The 15,811-nt window shown below is 60.0% G+C and carries 15 protein-coding genes; 3 read left to right on the forward strand and 12 right to left on the reverse strand.

Annotated elements, in window-relative coordinates; all coding sequences use genetic code 11:
• Positions 1–4 precede the first annotated feature (4 nt).
• A complete protein-coding gene (locus D3P04_RS09855) occupies positions 5–862 on the reverse strand; it encodes a DUF2189 domain-containing protein (protein WP_119748378.1) in 858 nt (285 codons plus the stop codon).
• 204 nt (positions 863–1,066) lie between these two features.
• Here D3P04_RS09855 and D3P04_RS09860 point away from each other — a divergent pair, with 204 nt between their 5' ends.
• Complete coding sequence (locus D3P04_RS09860) at positions 1,067–2,005, forward strand: nucleoside hydrolase (protein ID WP_119748379.1); 939 nt, start codon at positions 1,067–1,069, stop codon at positions 2,003–2,005.
• Positions 2,006–2,029: 24 nt separating this feature from the next.
• Here D3P04_RS09860 and D3P04_RS09865 read toward each other — a convergent pair whose 3' ends face one another.
• The 8 genes from D3P04_RS09865 to pyrH form a co-directional block, all read right to left on the reverse strand.
• Positions 2,030–2,719: an OmpH family outer membrane protein gene (locus D3P04_RS09865; protein WP_119748381.1), complete on the reverse strand. Its 690-nt coding sequence runs from the start codon at positions 2,717–2,719 to the stop codon at positions 2,030–2,032.
• Complete coding sequence (bamA, locus tag D3P04_RS09870; RefSeq protein ID WP_119748383.1) at positions 2,719–5,022, reverse strand: outer membrane protein assembly factor BamA; 2,304 nt, start codon at positions 5,020–5,022, stop codon at positions 2,719–2,721. The genes D3P04_RS09865 and bamA overlap by 1 nt, the downstream gene beginning before the upstream one ends.
• Before the next feature lie 103 nt (positions 5,023–5,125).
• Positions 5,126–6,457, reverse strand: a complete 1,332-nt coding sequence (gene rseP / locus D3P04_RS09875; RefSeq protein ID WP_119748385.1) for an RIP metalloprotease RseP — start codon at positions 6,455–6,457, stop codon at positions 5,126–5,128.
• Positions 6,454–7,611, reverse strand: a complete 1,158-nt coding sequence (gene dxr, locus D3P04_RS09880; protein ID WP_119748387.1) for a 1-deoxy-D-xylulose-5-phosphate reductoisomerase — start codon at positions 7,609–7,611, stop codon at positions 6,454–6,456. Before dxr ends, rseP begins: the two co-directional genes overlap by 4 nt.
• 4 nt (positions 7,612–7,615) lie before the next feature.
• Positions 7,616–8,449: a phosphatidate cytidylyltransferase gene (locus tag D3P04_RS09885; RefSeq protein WP_119748389.1), complete on the reverse strand. Its 834-nt coding sequence runs from the start codon at positions 8,447–8,449 to the stop codon at positions 7,616–7,618.
• Positions 8,450–8,463: 14 nt separating this feature from the next.
• The gene (gene uppS / locus D3P04_RS09890) at positions 8,464–9,201 is read right to left on the reverse strand and encodes a polyprenyl diphosphate synthase (protein ID WP_119748391.1); all 738 of its coding nucleotides are present in this window, start codon (positions 9,199–9,201) and stop codon (positions 8,464–8,466) included.
• 6 nt (positions 9,202–9,207) lie between these two features.
• Positions 9,208–9,771, reverse strand: coding sequence for a ribosome recycling factor (gene frr, locus D3P04_RS09895; RefSeq protein WP_119748393.1), 564 nt, complete (start codon positions 9,769–9,771; stop codon positions 9,208–9,210).
• Positions 9,772–9,889: 118 nt separating this feature from the next.
• Positions 9,890–10,624, reverse strand: coding sequence for a UMP kinase (gene pyrH, locus D3P04_RS09900; RefSeq protein WP_119748395.1), 735 nt, complete (start codon positions 10,622–10,624; stop codon positions 9,890–9,892).
• 47 nt (positions 10,625–10,671) lie between these two features.
• Here pyrH and miaA point away from each other — a divergent pair, with 47 nt between their 5' ends.
• Both miaA and D3P04_RS09910 read left to right on the forward strand, forming a co-directional pair.
• The gene (gene miaA / locus D3P04_RS09905) at positions 10,672–11,601 is read left to right on the forward strand and encodes a tRNA (adenosine(37)-N6)-dimethylallyltransferase MiaA (protein ID WP_408634368.1); all 930 of its coding nucleotides are present in this window, start codon (positions 10,672–10,674) and stop codon (positions 11,599–11,601) included.
• A gap of 329 nt (positions 11,602–11,930) precedes the next feature.
• Complete coding sequence (locus tag D3P04_RS09910; RefSeq protein WP_182912800.1) at positions 11,931–12,776, forward strand: helix-turn-helix transcriptional regulator; 846 nt, start codon at positions 11,931–11,933, stop codon at positions 12,774–12,776.
• Here the strand turns inward: D3P04_RS09910 and D3P04_RS09915 are convergent.
• The 3 genes from D3P04_RS09915 to D3P04_RS09925 all read right to left on the reverse strand — a co-directional run bounded on the left by D3P04_RS09915 (position 12,768) and on the right by D3P04_RS09925 (position 15,721).
• A complete protein-coding gene (locus tag D3P04_RS09915) occupies positions 12,768–13,523 on the reverse strand; it encodes an RlmE family RNA methyltransferase (RefSeq protein ID WP_119748401.1) in 756 nt (251 codons plus the stop codon). The two genes, D3P04_RS09910 and D3P04_RS09915, sit on opposite strands and share 9 nt — an antisense overlap.
• Positions 13,523–14,644, reverse strand: a complete 1,122-nt coding sequence (locus tag D3P04_RS09920) for a Ppx/GppA phosphatase family protein (RefSeq protein ID WP_119748403.1) — start codon at positions 14,642–14,644, stop codon at positions 13,523–13,525. Before D3P04_RS09920 ends, D3P04_RS09915 begins: the two co-directional genes overlap by 1 nt.
• Positions 14,645–14,836: 192 nt before the next feature.
• Positions 14,837–15,721, reverse strand: coding sequence for an MBL fold metallo-hydrolase (locus tag D3P04_RS09925; RefSeq protein WP_119748405.1), 885 nt, complete (start codon positions 15,719–15,721; stop codon positions 14,837–14,839).
• Positions 15,722–15,811 lie beyond the last annotated feature (90 nt).

The following is a 15,811-nucleotide window of genomic DNA, read 5'->3' on the forward strand; positions in this document are numbered from 1 at the left end:
CCGCTCAGGTGACGGCCTTGCGATACAGATGCCATGTCGCATGCCCAAGAATGGGCAGGACGACCATCAATCCCAGCAATGCCGGGATCGACCCTATCGTCAGCGATATGGCGACGATCAGCCCCCATACCATGGCCGGAACCGGGTTTTCGCTCACCACATGCAAAGAGGTCGCGATGGCAACCGGGACGCCGACCCTGCGCTCCAGCAGGAGCGGGAAGGAGACGATGCTGATCATCAGTACGACAAGCGCAAAGACGAACCCGACCGCCATTCCCACGATCATCATGGCCGAGCCAGCAGGCGTTCCGAAGACATCGGCCAGAAAACTTCCCATACTTGCGGGCGGCCATGTCCCGATGGTCATCAGATAGATGATATGTGCCGCCCCCAGCCATGCGGCGAACAGCGCGAAACACATGACGGCAAGCACCAGAATTGCTCCGATATTCGGCGAACGGATCACCTCGAATATCGCAAGCCAATTCGTCTCCTGACCCGCTTCACGGCGCCTGCTCATTTCATACATTCCGACCGACGCCACGGGGCCAAGCAAGGCAAAGCCCGTGATCAGTGGAACGATCAGGTGAACCAGATTGCCCTGAAACGCCATGACGGCAAGGCAGATGCCGATGATCGGGTAAAGTGTGCAGACAGCGATCAAATCAGATCGGAATGTCTTGAAATCATCGTAGCCCTGCGCAAGCGCGTCACGCAAATCCTGCAGTGACAAACTATTGACGATGGGCAGTTCCCGCTCTTCTTCGCCGCTGACCGTCCGCGCCATATCGCCAACATGCGAGAATGAGGCGGATATGTGGCGTACTGCCCAAGAAACCGGGTTCCCAATGGTTTGATCCATGCCGAAGCCTCCCTTTTTCAAAGCCGACGGGCTCGGGATATGCGGAGACACGCGGTTATTCCGGCAATCTCAAGCCCGGATATCAACAGTATAGCAGAAAAACCACAAATTCCGGATCACGTTTTCCGTATTCGCCCGTCGCGGTTTTCCGGTTGCACCCATTCGCCCCGCAGCGCAGATTTACGCGCAACCACGGGAGCAGCCATGACACAGAAAATCATCATCGATACGGATCCCGGTCAGGATGACGCCGTTGCGATCCTGCTGGCGCTGGCAAGCTCGGAACTGGACCTGTTGGGAATTACCGCCGTCGCGGGCAATGTGCCCCTGAACCTGACCGAATTGAACGCCCGCAAGATCCTTGAACTGGCGGGACGGCAGGAAATTCCGGTCTTCGCGGGTTGCGACGCGCCGCTTACCCGCAAACTGGTGACGGCCGAATATGTCCATGGCAAGACCGGCCTCGACGGAATCGAGCTTCCCATGCCGGCGATGCAGCTGCAATCGGTCCATGCCGTGGATTTCATCATCGACTGCCTGCGACAGCACCCTGAAGGCAGTATCACGCTGGTACCCATCGGGCCGCTGACCAATATTGCCACCGCTTTCCAGAAGGCCCCCGATATCGTCTCTCGCGTGAAACAGATCGTCCTGATGGGCGGCGCCTATTTCGAAGTGGGAAACATCACCCCGGCGGCAGAGTTCAATATCTATGTTGATCCTGAAGCCGCCAGCATCGTCTTTGCGTCAGGCGCGCCGCTGGTCGTACTGCCTCTGGATGTGACGCATGAAGCATTGACCTCGCGCGGGTGGGTCGAGGCGATGCGCGCCCTGCCCAATCGCTGTGGCCCTGCCGTGGCCAGCTGGACCGATTTCTTCGAGCGCTACGATCGCGAGAAATACGGCAGCGAAGGGGCTCCGTTACATGATCCCTGCACGATCGCATGGCTGCTTCGCCCCGAACTCTTCGAAGGCAGGCAGATCAATGTGGAGATCGAGACCCAGGGGGAATTCACGACGGGCATGATGGTTGCGGATTGGTGGCGGGTCAGCGAACGCCCGGCGAATGCGCTGTTCATCCGGCATGTGGATCGTGACGGTCTGTTTGCTCTGCTCAGCGAAAAAATCGCTTTGTTGCCATAGGATAGCCGGAATACCTGATCCTGTTCAGTTATCGGAAGGCACTGGTTGGATTTCGGGATCGGAAGCTTCTTGTGCCGGTCCCTCGCCGATCCGGTCATCCAGAGCGGCAATCAACTCATCCGTGATATCGATGGCGTCAAGCGAGACAAAAACCGTCCTGCGATCCAGCACGGCGATGGCGCCACGAGCCTGCATGACCTCACCCATGACCGGAAGCGCCGCGCGGTAAAAATTGTTCCGATCGGCTTCTGCCTGAGCGCTTAGCTCCTGCACGACCTGCGCACGTTCGCGCCGGATTTCGGTAGCGCGGGCATCGAAGGCTTCGGCCTCCTTGCGAAACTCTGCCGGATCAAGCGTTTCACGCTTTTCGGTCAATTCCGCCTCTTCATCGGACAGTTGCTTTGCAAGCCTTTCATTCTCGGCTTCGATCTTGCTGCCTTTTTCCTCAAGCTCCCGCTGCGCGCGCTGGCCCCATTGGGAATCGGTAAACAACCGCTCCTGATCCACCGTCAGAAGAGGAGCGGCCTGTAACCCCGGCGTCTCGCCATCGCTTTCGATAGTCCGGTTGGGAAGGTTTTCGCGTGGTTGCGTTTCCTGCTGGGTTTCCGGCGTCGCGAAATCCTCGGACAATTCCTGGGCCAAAACCGCTGTCCCGGCCATCAGCCATGACAAATTCAGGCAGAAGGCCAGGATTATGCGTAACCCGCGCAGCATCAGAACCTTGTGGAAATCGTCAGGTCGAAATTCTGCTCTTCATCGTAGTCTTCCTTGCGGACAGCATGCGAGAAGTTGAAGCGCAAAGGTCCGATCGGCGTGGTCCAGAAGATCGACGCGCCAACCGATGCGCGAATATGCATCGAGTCATCGACCACAGCCCCGCCATTCCCGATCGTCTGGTCCAGCCCCCAGATCGAGCCGACATCGGCGAACAAACCGCCACTGATGCCGTATTCCTCGGGTAATCCAAGCGGGAATTGCGCCTCGGCGCGCGCCGCCCAGAAATAATTGCCGCCCAAAGCGTCTTCGTTCTCCGCGTTCAGATCGCGCGGGCCGATTCCATTCGGCTCAAAGCCCCGGATTTTACCGCCACCGCGGAAACGATCGAGAATCCAGGTGTCGTAATCGCTCAGCGCGTGAACCGCGCCGGCCTCGATCTCGGCGCGCAATGTCACCTCTTCACGCCAGGCGCGGCTTTCGATCCCCGCCAATGCGGTCGTCGTGACGCTTTTCACATCGCCACCGAGGCCCGCGAAGTCCTGCGCGAATTCGATCTTGTAACTTGTCAGCGGGTCAAGACCCGTGCGACGCGTGTCCCAGCTATAGGTATAGCCAACACCCGAACTGAGGCGCGTCCCCTCTTCATCCCGCAGGATTTTCGAGCTGCCCTCGTCAAGGTTCTCAAGCTTGTCTTCATTGATCTTGTAGCGCAGTTCCAACCGGCCATTCTCGGAAATCGGGAATTCAATCGATGGCGACAGCCCCATGGTACGGGTATCGTAATCGGAATTCAGGGCCTCGGTTTCGCTATACCAGGTGCGGAAACGGAAACGCAGATCGCGGCCAAGGAAATAGGGTTCGATGAGATTGATCGAGGCCTGCCGGTCGCCCTTGGCTGTCGCGATGGTCACGCCAACGGTCTGTCCGCGCCCCAGGAAATTGGTTTCGTTAAGGGAGATGTTCACGCCGACACCGGAATTGACGCCGTAAGACGCGCCGAATGACAAGGAGCCGGTCGGCTGTTCCTCGACATTGACGTCCACGATCACCCGCTCATCGCTGGTGCCCGGACGGCTGTCCACATTCGCATTCGAGAAGTATCCCAGTGCCCGGATGCGCTCGGCCGCGTTACGGATTTCGCGCGGGTTGAACGGATCACCCTCGACAGAGGTGAATTCGCGGCGGATGACTTCATCGCGTGTCGTCGTATTTCCCTCGATATCGATACGCTCGACGAAAACCCGCGGGCCGCGTGTCAGTGCGAACACGAGATTCAGGGTCTGATCGTGTGGGTTCCGCGTTACCCGAGGCTCGATATTGACGAAATCGAGACCTTGCTGAATGGCGACGGTCTCCATCCGGCGAATGGTGTTATCGATGGCCGCAGGATTGTAATAGGCCCCGCGCTTGACCCGGTTCTGGGCCGCGAAGGGCGCGGCATCCACTCCCGGAATCTGGGATATGGTGTCAATCCGCGCAAAGCGATAGCGCGGGCCTTCCTGAATGTTGAAGGTGATATAGAACGCATCACGTTCCCGCGCGATTTCCGGTGCGATACCCTGCACCTTGAAATCGGCAAAACCGCGCGAACGGTAAAAATCCGTCAGCAGTTTTTCATCCACCGGAACCCGTTCGGGCGCAAATGTGTCGCGGCGGATCAGCGTACGCAGCAACCCGGCCTGTTTCGATTCCAGCACCTGACGCAACCGGCGGTCGGAATAAGAACGGTTGCCCGTAAATCCGATTCGTTCGATCTCGGTCAGATCGCCCTCGCGGATTTCGAACACCAGATCGACCCGGTTGTCACTGCGGCGGATGATCTTGGGATCGACACGCGCGGCAAGCCGTCCCTCTGCCGCATAGGCCTGAGCAATGTTCGAAGCGTCCGCCATCGCCAAGGATGGCTGATAGACCCTGCGTGCCTGGCTTTGAATGCCCTGTGCAAGCTGTTCGTCCTTGATCCGGCGATTACCCTCGAAGGTGATCTGGTTGATCGTGGGATATTCACGGACCCGAATGACCAGCATCCCGCCTTGCGGCACGATCTCTACCGTCTCGAAAAGACCGGAATTCTGCAATCTCTGCAGGGCATCGTTCAACTCTCCGGCAGAAACGTCCTGCCCGCGCGCGATATTCGCGTAGGACAGGATGGTCGCCGGTTCGATCCGCTGCGCCCCTTCGATCCGCACATCATTGAACACATAAGCCGCAGCCGGTTGCGGCACGAGCAATCCCGCCGGAACCGAGATCGTCAAAGCCGTCACCAGCGCGACACCGCGCTTGCCCAGTTTCTTACTCATGTCCGCCCCTCATTATTTCAGCCTGCATATACGCCCTGCCGACGCCTTCTTTTGCTCTTTCTGTATCCTTAACCGGGGCGCAGTGTCAAAAGCGCATCGCGGTTCAGGGGCAGAAAAGATCGTTTGTGAGGCCAAAAATCATCAAACCCAGCACCGCAGCCATGCCCAGCGACGTCAAAAAATTCAACATCCGGTCCGACGGCGGCCGTCCGACCACGGCCTCGAAAATATAAAACATCAGGTGACCGCCATCCAAAACCGGGATCGGCAGCAGATTCAGAAAACCGATTGCCGCGGATAATACGGCAATCCACCACAGGAAATTGCCAGCCCCCTGACTGGCGGCCTGTCCGGTGCTTTCCGCAATCGAGATCGCGCCGCCAAGATTGCAACTGCCGATCTGGCCGGTGATCATCGCCCACATTCCCGATAGCGAGGACAGGATGATATCTCGGGTCTGCGCGATCCCCAGCCAAAGCCCCTCGAACAGCCCCACCGATCTGGTCGCCGGCTCGAAATAGCCTGAACCGCCGGTCACGCCGATCAGCCAGCGTTTCTCATAGCCGCCATCCGCTTTGGGGATGTCCTGCTCTTTCGGCAGAAGACTGTATTGCGCGGTGCCACTTCCGGGTCGCCAGACTTCCAGCAGCAAGGCTTTACCCTGGGCCGCCTTGACCATCTCAGGCATCTGGGAAAATCGCGAGATGGGCTGATCGTCGATACCGATCACGACATCCCCCGCCCGCAAGCCCGCATCGGCCGCAGCGCTGCGCGGAGCCACGCCGGATATCCGGGGCGGCATCGGATCGGGACCTGCAACCGTTATCTCCGCGCCGTCCCGTTCGACCCGCCATTCATGTTGTACCGCAATCGGCAATTTATCCGCCACCGCGCCGATATCGCCCCAGTTTGTGACCGGATTGCCGTCGATGGCGCGCACCAGATCGCCCGCCTGCAATTCGTTCACGACCTGTGGCGGCGCGGGAGCAATGGTTCCCAGTTGAACCTCTTGCGTGGGCAGCCCCTGTGTAAAGGCGAAACCCGCAAAGATCAGGATCGACAGGATGAAGTTGAAGACCGGCCCGGCCAGCAGGGTCGAGAACCGGGCCCAAAGAGGGGCTCCGGTCAGGGTCTGCCGTCTGAAAGCCGGATCGACCTGCCGGCCGGTGCCCGCGCTTGCGGCATTGGCATCGCCCAGAAAGCGGACATAGCCCCCCAAGGGAATCGCGGCGATCTGCCAGACCGTGCCGCGCCGGTCCCTGCGGGCGAAAAGTCTTGGTCCGAATCCGACGGAAAACACCTCGGCCCTGATCCCGGACCATCGGCCAACGATGTAATGGCCGTATTCATGCACGGTCACGATCACGGCCAATGCAATGACAAATGCCGCCAGCGTCCAGATCGTGCCCCCGAATTGCGGGATCAGTTCGCTCATGCGGCGGCCTCCTGTCGGGCGATGCGATCCCAATGCAGGACCGTTTCAAGATCGACAGGTTCATCGCCGAAACCGGGCCTGCCCGCAAGGGCCTCAAGTACCGTCTCGACCAGGGATGCCATTTGAGTGAAACCGATCCGCCCGCCGATAAAATCGTCAAGCGCCTGCTCCTTGGCGGCGTTGAATACCGCCCCCGCCATGCCACCCGCAGCCATGACCTCTCGCGCAAGGCGCAGGGCGGGCCAGCGTTTTTCGTCCGGTTCACGAAAATTCAACCTGCCGATCGCCGCCAGATCAAGCGCGGGCACCGGCAGCGGGGCACGTTTCGGCCAGTTAAGCGCATAACCGATCGCGTGACGCATATCCGGCGCGCCAAGATGCGCAATCGTACCGCCATCGATATGCGTCACCATGGCATGAATGATCGATTCCGGATGAATCAGAACCTTGATCCGATTTTCGTCCAAACCGAAAAACTCATGTGTTTCGATGACTTCCATGGCCTTATTGAACATCGAGGCGCTGTCGATGGTGATCCGCTGCCCCATCGCCCAGTTGGGATGGTTCGAGGCTTCAGCCACCGTCGCCGCGGCCAGCCGTTCCAGCGGCCAGTCACGGAACGCCCCGCCAGACGCGGTAATGGTCACATGACTCACCGTTTCCAGGGTTTCCGATCCAAGCGCCTGAAATATTGCGGAATGTTCGGAATCTACCGGAAGGATCCGGGTCTTTCCCCGCTTCGCCGCGGCCCGCATCAAGGAACCGGCACAGACCAGTGATTCCTTATTGGCCAATGCCAGGACGCTGCCCTGTCCAAGTGCCGTCAGTCCCGGCGCAAGCCCGGCAGCTCCGACAATCGCGGACAGCACCCAGTCGGCGGGACGCGAGGCGGCCTCGATCAACGCGGCGGGCCCGGCGGCAGCCTCGACCCCGCTGCCCTCCAGCCTTGTCCGCAAATCCCCAAGTAGTTCCTCATGCGCGGTGACCGCCACCTCGGCGCGCAATTCCCGCGCCATTTCGGCGAGACGGGCAATATTGCGCCCTCCGGTCAGGGCGACGATATCGAACGGCCCGGCGCCGCCCGCGCGCCGGATCAGGTCGATCCCGTTGGCGCCGATCGATCCGGTCGCTCCGAAAATGGAAATCCGTCGCATATCTTCAGTTAACCGCTGGCAGGCTCGTGATAAGTCCAAGCAATATCGCAGCCAGAACCGCTCCTGTCACTGCGTCAAAGCGGTCCATGAAGCCGCCATGGCCGGGAATCAGGTTGGAACTGTCCTTGACCCCCGCGCGCCGCTTCAGCCAGCTTTCGGCGATATCGCCCATCTGCCCGGCAAAACAGACCAGCGGCGAGCACCAGACAAGCGCGATATCGCCCCAATTCGCAAGCCATAGCACGACGCCAAGGATCAGGGCACCGATCCAGCCGGCAACGGTGCCCGACCATGTCTTCTTGGGGCTGAGCGAGGGCCAGAATTTGCGTCCACCGATGATCCGGCCGAAGAAATAACCCGCCGTGTCAGAGATGATCACGATTCCCATCAGCCACAGCACGAAGCCCAGTCCGAATTCTTCGCGGAAGCCGACCAGCCCGTAGGCAACCAGCAATATCGCGATCCCGAAGATCACATATGTCCAGCGATCGCGAGAGGCCGCGCCGGGCAGACCGGAAAGGATGGGCAGCAACAGCAATCCCCATCCCCAGGCTCCGCCGATCATCAGTGCCGCGAATTGCGTCAGCCCGGCAATCACCGCCAGCGCAACCGGGCGCGATTTGCCGAACGGTCCGGCGTGAAAGCGCGGATAACGCCAGCCGGTCATCGCCGCGAGCTCCCAGAAGGTGAGGGCCGAAATCACCGCCACGCCCAATCGCAGCCAGACACCCGAGGCGAAAGCCAGAAGAATGCCGATAGTCAGTAAAACCGCGGTCGAGGCAAGACGGCGTGAAAGATCGCTCCATTTACCTGGCGACGCCGGTGCTTTCTGTACCATCGGCTCTTTCTCGTTCATACGCCCCCGAAGCGGCGCTCGCGCAGTCCATATCTGTCCAGAATGGCCTTCAGATGATCCGGAGTGAAATCAGGCCATAAAGTCGGGGTGAATTCATATTCCGCATATGCCGCCTGCCACGGAAGAAAATTCGAGGTCCGCGTCTCGCCCGAGGTCCGGATCACCAGATCCGGATCGGGATGGCCCGCCGTGTCGAGACATGCCTCGAGATCATCTTCACCGGCCTCGCTCACCTCGCCGCGCATAACCTTTCCGGCAAGCCGCTGCGCCGCGCGCGCAAGTTCATCCCGGCCGCCATAATTGATTGCGACCGTCAGGTTCAGCCGGCTGTTCTTGGCGGTGCGCATCTCGATCGAGGACATCAGCGACTGCAATTTGGGATCAAGCCGGTCGCGGCCGCCGATGAAGCGCATCCGCACGCCTTCGGCAGACATGCTCTCGGCTTCGTATTGGATATAGCGGCGGAAAATCTTCATCAGACCAAGCACTTCCTCGGTCGAACGCTTCCAGTTCTCGGTCGAGAAGGCATAAACGGTCAGCCAGTCCACGCCAAGATCGGGACAGGCCCTGACGATCTGCTTGACACGCTCGGCTCCTCGGCGATGTCCCACCAGACGCGGCCAGCCGCGTTCGGTCGCCCAGCGGCCATTGCCGTCCATGATGATGGCGATATGGCGCGGGCGCCGGTCACCGCCGCCCGTCTCTTCGAATGCTGCTGCGGGTTCTGCGGCCATCCTGCGTCAGACCTGCATGATTTCGGCCTGCTTGGCCTCAAGCGCCTCGTCCACACCGGCAATCATCTTGTCGGTCAATTCCTGCACCGCGGTTTCCCAGAATTTCTGGTCGTCCTCGGGCATGCCGCTCGCCTTGCCCTTCTTGACCTGATCCATGCCGTCGCGGCGTATATTGCGGACCGCGACCCGCGCATTCTCTGCATATTGAGCCGCGACCTTGGTCAGTTCCCGGCGGCGTTCTTCATTCAGCTCGGGGATCGGCAGCATGATGATCGTGCCATTGGTCTGCGGATTGATCCCAAGACCGCTTTCGCGGATGGCCTTTTCAACCTTACCCACCAGACCCTTGTCCCAGATATTGATGGTGACCATCCGGGGTTCGGGCACGTTGACGGTGCCAAGCTGATTGACAGGTGTCAGCTGGCCATAGGCCTCGACCTGAACGGGCTCGACCATGGATGCCGAGGCGCGGCCCGTGCGCAGCGAAGCGAATTCATGGCGCAAATTCTCCATTGCGCCCTTCATCCGCCGTTCCAGATCGTCAATGTCTATTTCGATGTCCTCTGCCATCTTGGACTGCCTCTGAATTGATTTTCACCGCTTGTAACCGCAATGCAATGGCTTGGCAAAGCCTTTACCCGCCTATCGGCGGGCTTTGACAGCCATGATCCGGGCCGGAGGGGAAATCTCAGATATGAACCCGCGTATAAGTTCCCCGCCCTTCCAGAATGGTCCTAAATCCGCCCGGCTCATCCAAAGAAAACACGATGATCGGCAGCCGGTTGTCCCGCGCCAACGCAATGGCCGAGGCATCCATGACGCCCAGATGTTTCTGCAGAACCTCGTCATAGGTGACGGTGTCATAGCGGCGCGCCTCGGAGTATTTCTTGGGATCCATGTCATAAACGCCGTCGACCTTGGTGCCCTTGAAAATCGCTTCGCAATTCATTTCATTGGCCCGCAGGGTGGCGGCGGTATCGGTGGTAAAATACGGGTTGCCGGTACCGGCGGCGAAGATCACGACCCGCTTTTTCTCAAGATGGCGGATCGCGCGACGCCGGATATAGGGCTCGCAGACTTCATCCATGCGGATCGCACTGATCACCCGGCAATGAAGCCCCTTCGCCTCAAGCGCAGACTGCATCGCAAGGGCGTTCATCACCGTGGCAAGCATCCCCATGTAATCGGCGGTCGTCCGCTCCATTCCCTGCGCGCTGCCCTGAAGTCCGCGGAAAATATTGCCGCCACCGATCACCATGCAGACTTCGACACCCATTCGGGCAACCGATTCGACCTCGTCGGCGATACGGCTGACAGTCGGGGGATGCAGGCCAAATCCCTGATCGCCCATCAGGGCCTCACCCGAAATCTTCAGCATTACCCGGCCGTATTGTGTGGGTGTATGTCCCTGTTCCTTGGTCATGTCCTGTCCTTTCATTGCCGGGCATGGCGCTTTAATTGCCGCGCAAAATGTCGCAAAAGACCGGCAGGATCAACAGCCCGGACTCAACCATGCACGTCTTTGATCTTTCACGGATCGACCCGCAGCGCCATCTGGTCATTGCCGGACCGACCGCGAGCGGGAAATCCGCGCTTGCGCTTGCCGTGGCCCAGCGGCAAGGCGGGCTGATCGTGAATGCCGACGCATTGCAGATCTGGTCGTGCTGGCGGGTGCTGACCGCGCGGCCGACCCCGGAGGACGAGGCAACCGCGTCTCATGCGCTATATGGCCATGTATCGCCCTGCCAAAGTTATTCGGTCGGGGACTGGCTGCGCGATGTCGAAGGCCTGCTGGATCAGCGATTGATCGTGGTCGGCGGTACCGGCCTTTACCTGAGCGCCCTGACCCGGGGGTTGGCTTATATCCCGCCGGTCCCGCCCGAGATCCGCGCGGCGGGAGACGATATTCTGGCAAGATCCGGCGGGCTTGGGCAGATGCTGGCCGAACTTGACGAAACGACCGGTGGACGTATCGACAGGCAAAACCCCGCGCGCGTGCAACGGGCATGGGAGGTTCTGAAGGCAACCGGGCGCGGCCTGTCCGACTGGCAGACGGATACGCCGCCGCCACTGATCGCGCCCTCGGAATGCCAGCGGCTGGTGCTGCAAGCCGACCGGGATTGGCTGGCCGGGCGAATCGCGTCGCGCTTCCACGCGATGATCAGCGAAGGCGCATTGGACGAGGTGAAGCGAATGCTGCCTGAATGGCGGCCCGAAAAACAATGGGCCCGCGCAATCGGGGCGCCAGAGCTTGTCGCCTGTCTGCGCGGCAAGCTTGAACTTGACGACGCGATCACGCGGGCCATCATCGCCACGCGACAATATGCGAAATCACAGCGAATATGGTTCCGCAATCGCATGAAAGACTGGTGCGACTGGCCCGTTGGACCTCAAATCTGAAAAAATCCCCGTGAAGTCCATGTTTTCAATAATTTATTAACCTAGTTCAGCGTTGCTGTTCCAGCAGGGTCGCATTAACTGGAGCAAGTTCGATAATGATTGGGTTGTTCACGATGATATCGAGTTCTCGCCACGAACGGAAATCCGGGTTCCCGTTTTCGCAAAGCCCATTCGCCGGCCGTATCCCGGGACTTCGTTCACAGGCCGGAGATTTGTCTGCCACGCAGATAAACGATTCCGGAATTCCCGAAGGGAATCCCCGGCTTTCGGCTTCCGGGGGGCATCATATCCTGCAGCGGCAGCCGGATTTGAATGACAGAATACCGGATATGCCGCGTCTTCCGCGCCGCCTTCATCTCGCGCGTTCCACGATCAGGCAGCCGGCATTGCGGTTGCTGCCACTGGCCGGATTCGCCTGGGGTAACAGGGGAAGGCATCCACGTCCCCGAACCAATCCGGACCACGTTCTGCTCTGGATTACCGCCGGAGAGTTGCACCTCGATTTTCCGCGCCGGCAGCAAATTCTGCCGCATGGCTCGATTCAATTCGTTCCCGCCGGAACTGCATTTGCCACCTTTCCCGGTTCCAGCGCGCAAGGAAGCGCGCTCTTGCTTGCGCCACCCATTCTACCGGAATCCGAGCCATCATTTCCTGGGCAACCGCTTGCCGGCTCGGTCGACGGCGCGAAATCCCAGCTTTCTGATCTCTTCGCCCAGATCGAGGCCGAGACGAGCCGTCCCGATCCCGATATCAAGACGCTGCATCGCATCTTGCATCTGTTGGCCCGGCATTTGGGGCGGTTGGAGCCGGTTCGGAAACCATCGGATCGCATCATAGTCCCACATGGCCACGCGCAGGAATCATTGGCCGGACATTTTATGACGGCGGCTGCCATGCAGTTGCAGAACGGAGCTACTGTCGCCGAGATCGCCGCGGAACTGGGAACCAATACCGGCTTTCTGGATCGCGCATGCCGCGACGCCTATGGCAAACGCGCCATCGAAGTGATGAATGAATTGCGGTTGGAACAGGCGATGGAGATGCTGCGGGACAGTAACCTGAGCGCGACGCGGATTGCGCAGAAGCTCGGATATACCAGCTTCGCGCATTTCACCCGTATCTTCGTTTCGGCCACCGGCAGCAGCCCCGAAACCTATCGCGATCAATCACGCTAGGTCCCCATTACTGTCGTCACTCCCGCGAAAGCCGGTCGCAACCACAAATTTTTCCGATGAATCGCTGCGGCTGGCCGGAGGCTTCACATTGGCAACCTTGTGAAAATTGCGCTTGAGCATCGATTGCATTTCGCTTTCCGCACCGCCGGCAAGAACCTTGGCGACAAAAGTACCTCCGGGTTCCAGCACATCAAAGGCAAGCGCGGCTGCCGCCTCGACCAAAGCCACGATCCGCAGATGATCGGTACCCTTATGCCCCGATGACGACGCGGCCATATCCGACATCACCACATCCGCACGACCGCCCAGCCATTCCTTGACCTGGTCATCCGCGCCATCCGACAGGAAATCCAGCACATGGATCTCGGCTCCCGGGACCGGATCGACCTCTTGCAGATCGACGCCAATCACACGGCCCACCGATTTGCCGGATTTTTCACCCAACGCGTTCACCCGCCGGACCGCAACCTGACACCAGCCGCCCGGCGCGCATCCCAGATCGACCACCCGCGCGCCCGGCACGAGAAAGCGGTATTTGTCATCCAGTTCAAGGATCTTGTAGGCCGCCCTGCCCCGATAGCCATCGCGCTTGGCGCGGGCGACATAAGGATCGTTCAACTGCCGTTCCAGCCACAGCTTGCTGGACAGCTTGCGCCCCTTGGCGGTCTTGACCCGCACTTTCAGATCCCGCTGACCCCGGCCGCTGGACTTGCCTGCCCGACTGCCGTCTGATCCCTTGATTGCCATCATGCCACTCCGTTCAGCCCCTCGGGCTTCAGCACTCCATCGCGCACCATCTGGGCATAAAGCAACCCCTCGCGCAGTCCTCTGTCCGCAACCGACAGCTTGTCTGTCGGCCAGACCCGCATCAACGTCTGCAGAATCGCCGCACCGGACATGATGAGCGCGTGCCGTTCGCGTCCGATCCGGGGATCCGCGCGGCGGCCATCGGGACCAAGGGCAAGATAGGATTGAATCACCCGGTCGATCTGTTCGGTGCTCATAGCCAGACCATCGACCTTGGTACGGTCATACCGGCGCAGATTGAGATGGCTGGCCGCGACCGTCGTCACTGTGCCGGAGGTGCCGATGATCTGAAACCCCCCATCGGGGGAGCCATCCGCATAGGGCGCGAAATCGGCCAGCAATTCCTCGAAATACCAGCTCATCAACGCGAAACGGCCCTGATCGTCCTCGACATCCGAGAACATGTCGCGCAGGGTCGCAACGCCAAGCGGCACGCTGATCCAGTCGACGACACGGGCACCGCCCGGCTTCGGATCACCGAACCCCTCGCTGAGTTTCATGATCGCGCGCGGACGTTCACGGGGTTCGACATCCTCAAGATCGATCCAGACAAGCTCGGTCGAGCCGCCGCCGATATCCACGACCATCAGCGTTTCGGTCTTGTGGCTGACCAGCGGCGCACAGGAGATCACGGCAAGCCGGGCTTCTTCCTCGGGTCCGATGACCTCGAGCGGCAGGCCGGTTTCGCGGCGGATATTGCGCATGAGATCCTTGCCGTTACGCGCGCGCCGACAGGCCTCGGTCGCAACCAGCCGCATACTCCGGACGTTGTGCTGGTCCAATTTACGGCGGCACACCTGCAATGCGTGAATGGTGCGCGCCATCGAACTGCGGGACAGACGCCCCGAAGCCTCCAGCCCCCGGCCAAGCTGCACGGGCTTGGAGAAGCTGTCCACGACCAGAAACTGACTGCCCTGCGGTCTCGCAATCAGCATCCGGCACGAATTTGTCCCAAGGTCGAGCGCCGCATAAAGCGCGCCCTCCTCGGTCTGGCGGGTGACGAACGGCTCAACCGTATTTTTCGGGAACGCGCCCCCACCCGCGGGACGCTTGGGCGTCATTTCTACGCCCTCCGATTTCAACTTGTCATAAAGGTAGCGCGTGGGTGAGGCGCGATCAAGGGCGCGACGGCGTATTAACTTATTTCGGCATTGCTCCGACACATGATCTGCCCGCCAGAACGGCATCGGGCTGATATCTCGCGCAATGCGGCACCATCGGATCCGAGCGGATTTCCGCCCCCGGGAGCGTTGCTATAGTCCGTTGACCGGCACCTTCAGCATCGGGCGACCATCCTTGTCGGTCGGCACCTCGCCGGCGCGCATATTCACCTGAAGCGAAGGAATGATCAGTTTCGGCATCGCCAGCTGCGCATCGCGCTCGGTCCGGAAGCGGATGAATTCCTCGCGCGTCTTGCCGCCGCCGACATGGATATTATTGGCTTTCTCTTCGGCCACCGTCGTTTCCCACTGGATATCGCGGCCATTCGGTCCGTAATCGTGGCACATGAAAAGCCGCATCTCGTCGGGCAAGGACAAGACCTTCCGGATACTGTCATACAGCGTGCCCGCATCGCCACCCGGGAAATCGGCCCGGGCAGAGCCGCCATCGGGCATGAACAGGGTATCGCCAACGAAAGCGGCGTCACCGATGACATGGGTCATGCAGGCAGGGGTATGACCGGGGGTATGGATGGCAAAGCAAGGCATCTCGCCGACCATATAACTGTCGCCATCTTCGAACAGCCGGTCGAACTGGCTGCCGTCCCGCTGAAAATCGGTGCCTTCATTGAAAATCTTGCCGAATTCTTCCTGTACCGCCATGATCTTGCTGCCGATGCCGATCTTGCCGCCGAGACGATCCTGAATATAGGGCGCGGCAGAAAGATGATCGGCATGGACATGGGTTTCGATGATCCATTCCAGGCGCAGGTTTTCCCGGCTGATTTCCTCGATCAGCCTGTCAGCATGTTCATAGGTGATCCTGCCTGCCGCGTAATCGATATCCATGACGGAATCGACAATCGCGCATGCATCCGTGGCAGGATCCTTCACGATATAGCTGATCGTGTTCGTCGCGGAATCGAAATAGCCGCGAACCTCCGGTTGAACGGACATCGTTACGGGATATGCGGTCATCCTTCCTCCGGGATATGCGGGTCACGTTTCGAAAACGAGTATAGCGCGTCTTCTTCGTGGCATACAGCCCCGCTCTCATTGCATGCCCCC

This window comes from Paracoccus onubensis, assembly GCF_003591515.1.
Classification (GTDB): Bacteria; Pseudomonadota; Alphaproteobacteria; order Rhodobacterales; family Rhodobacteraceae; genus Paracoccus; species Paracoccus onubensis.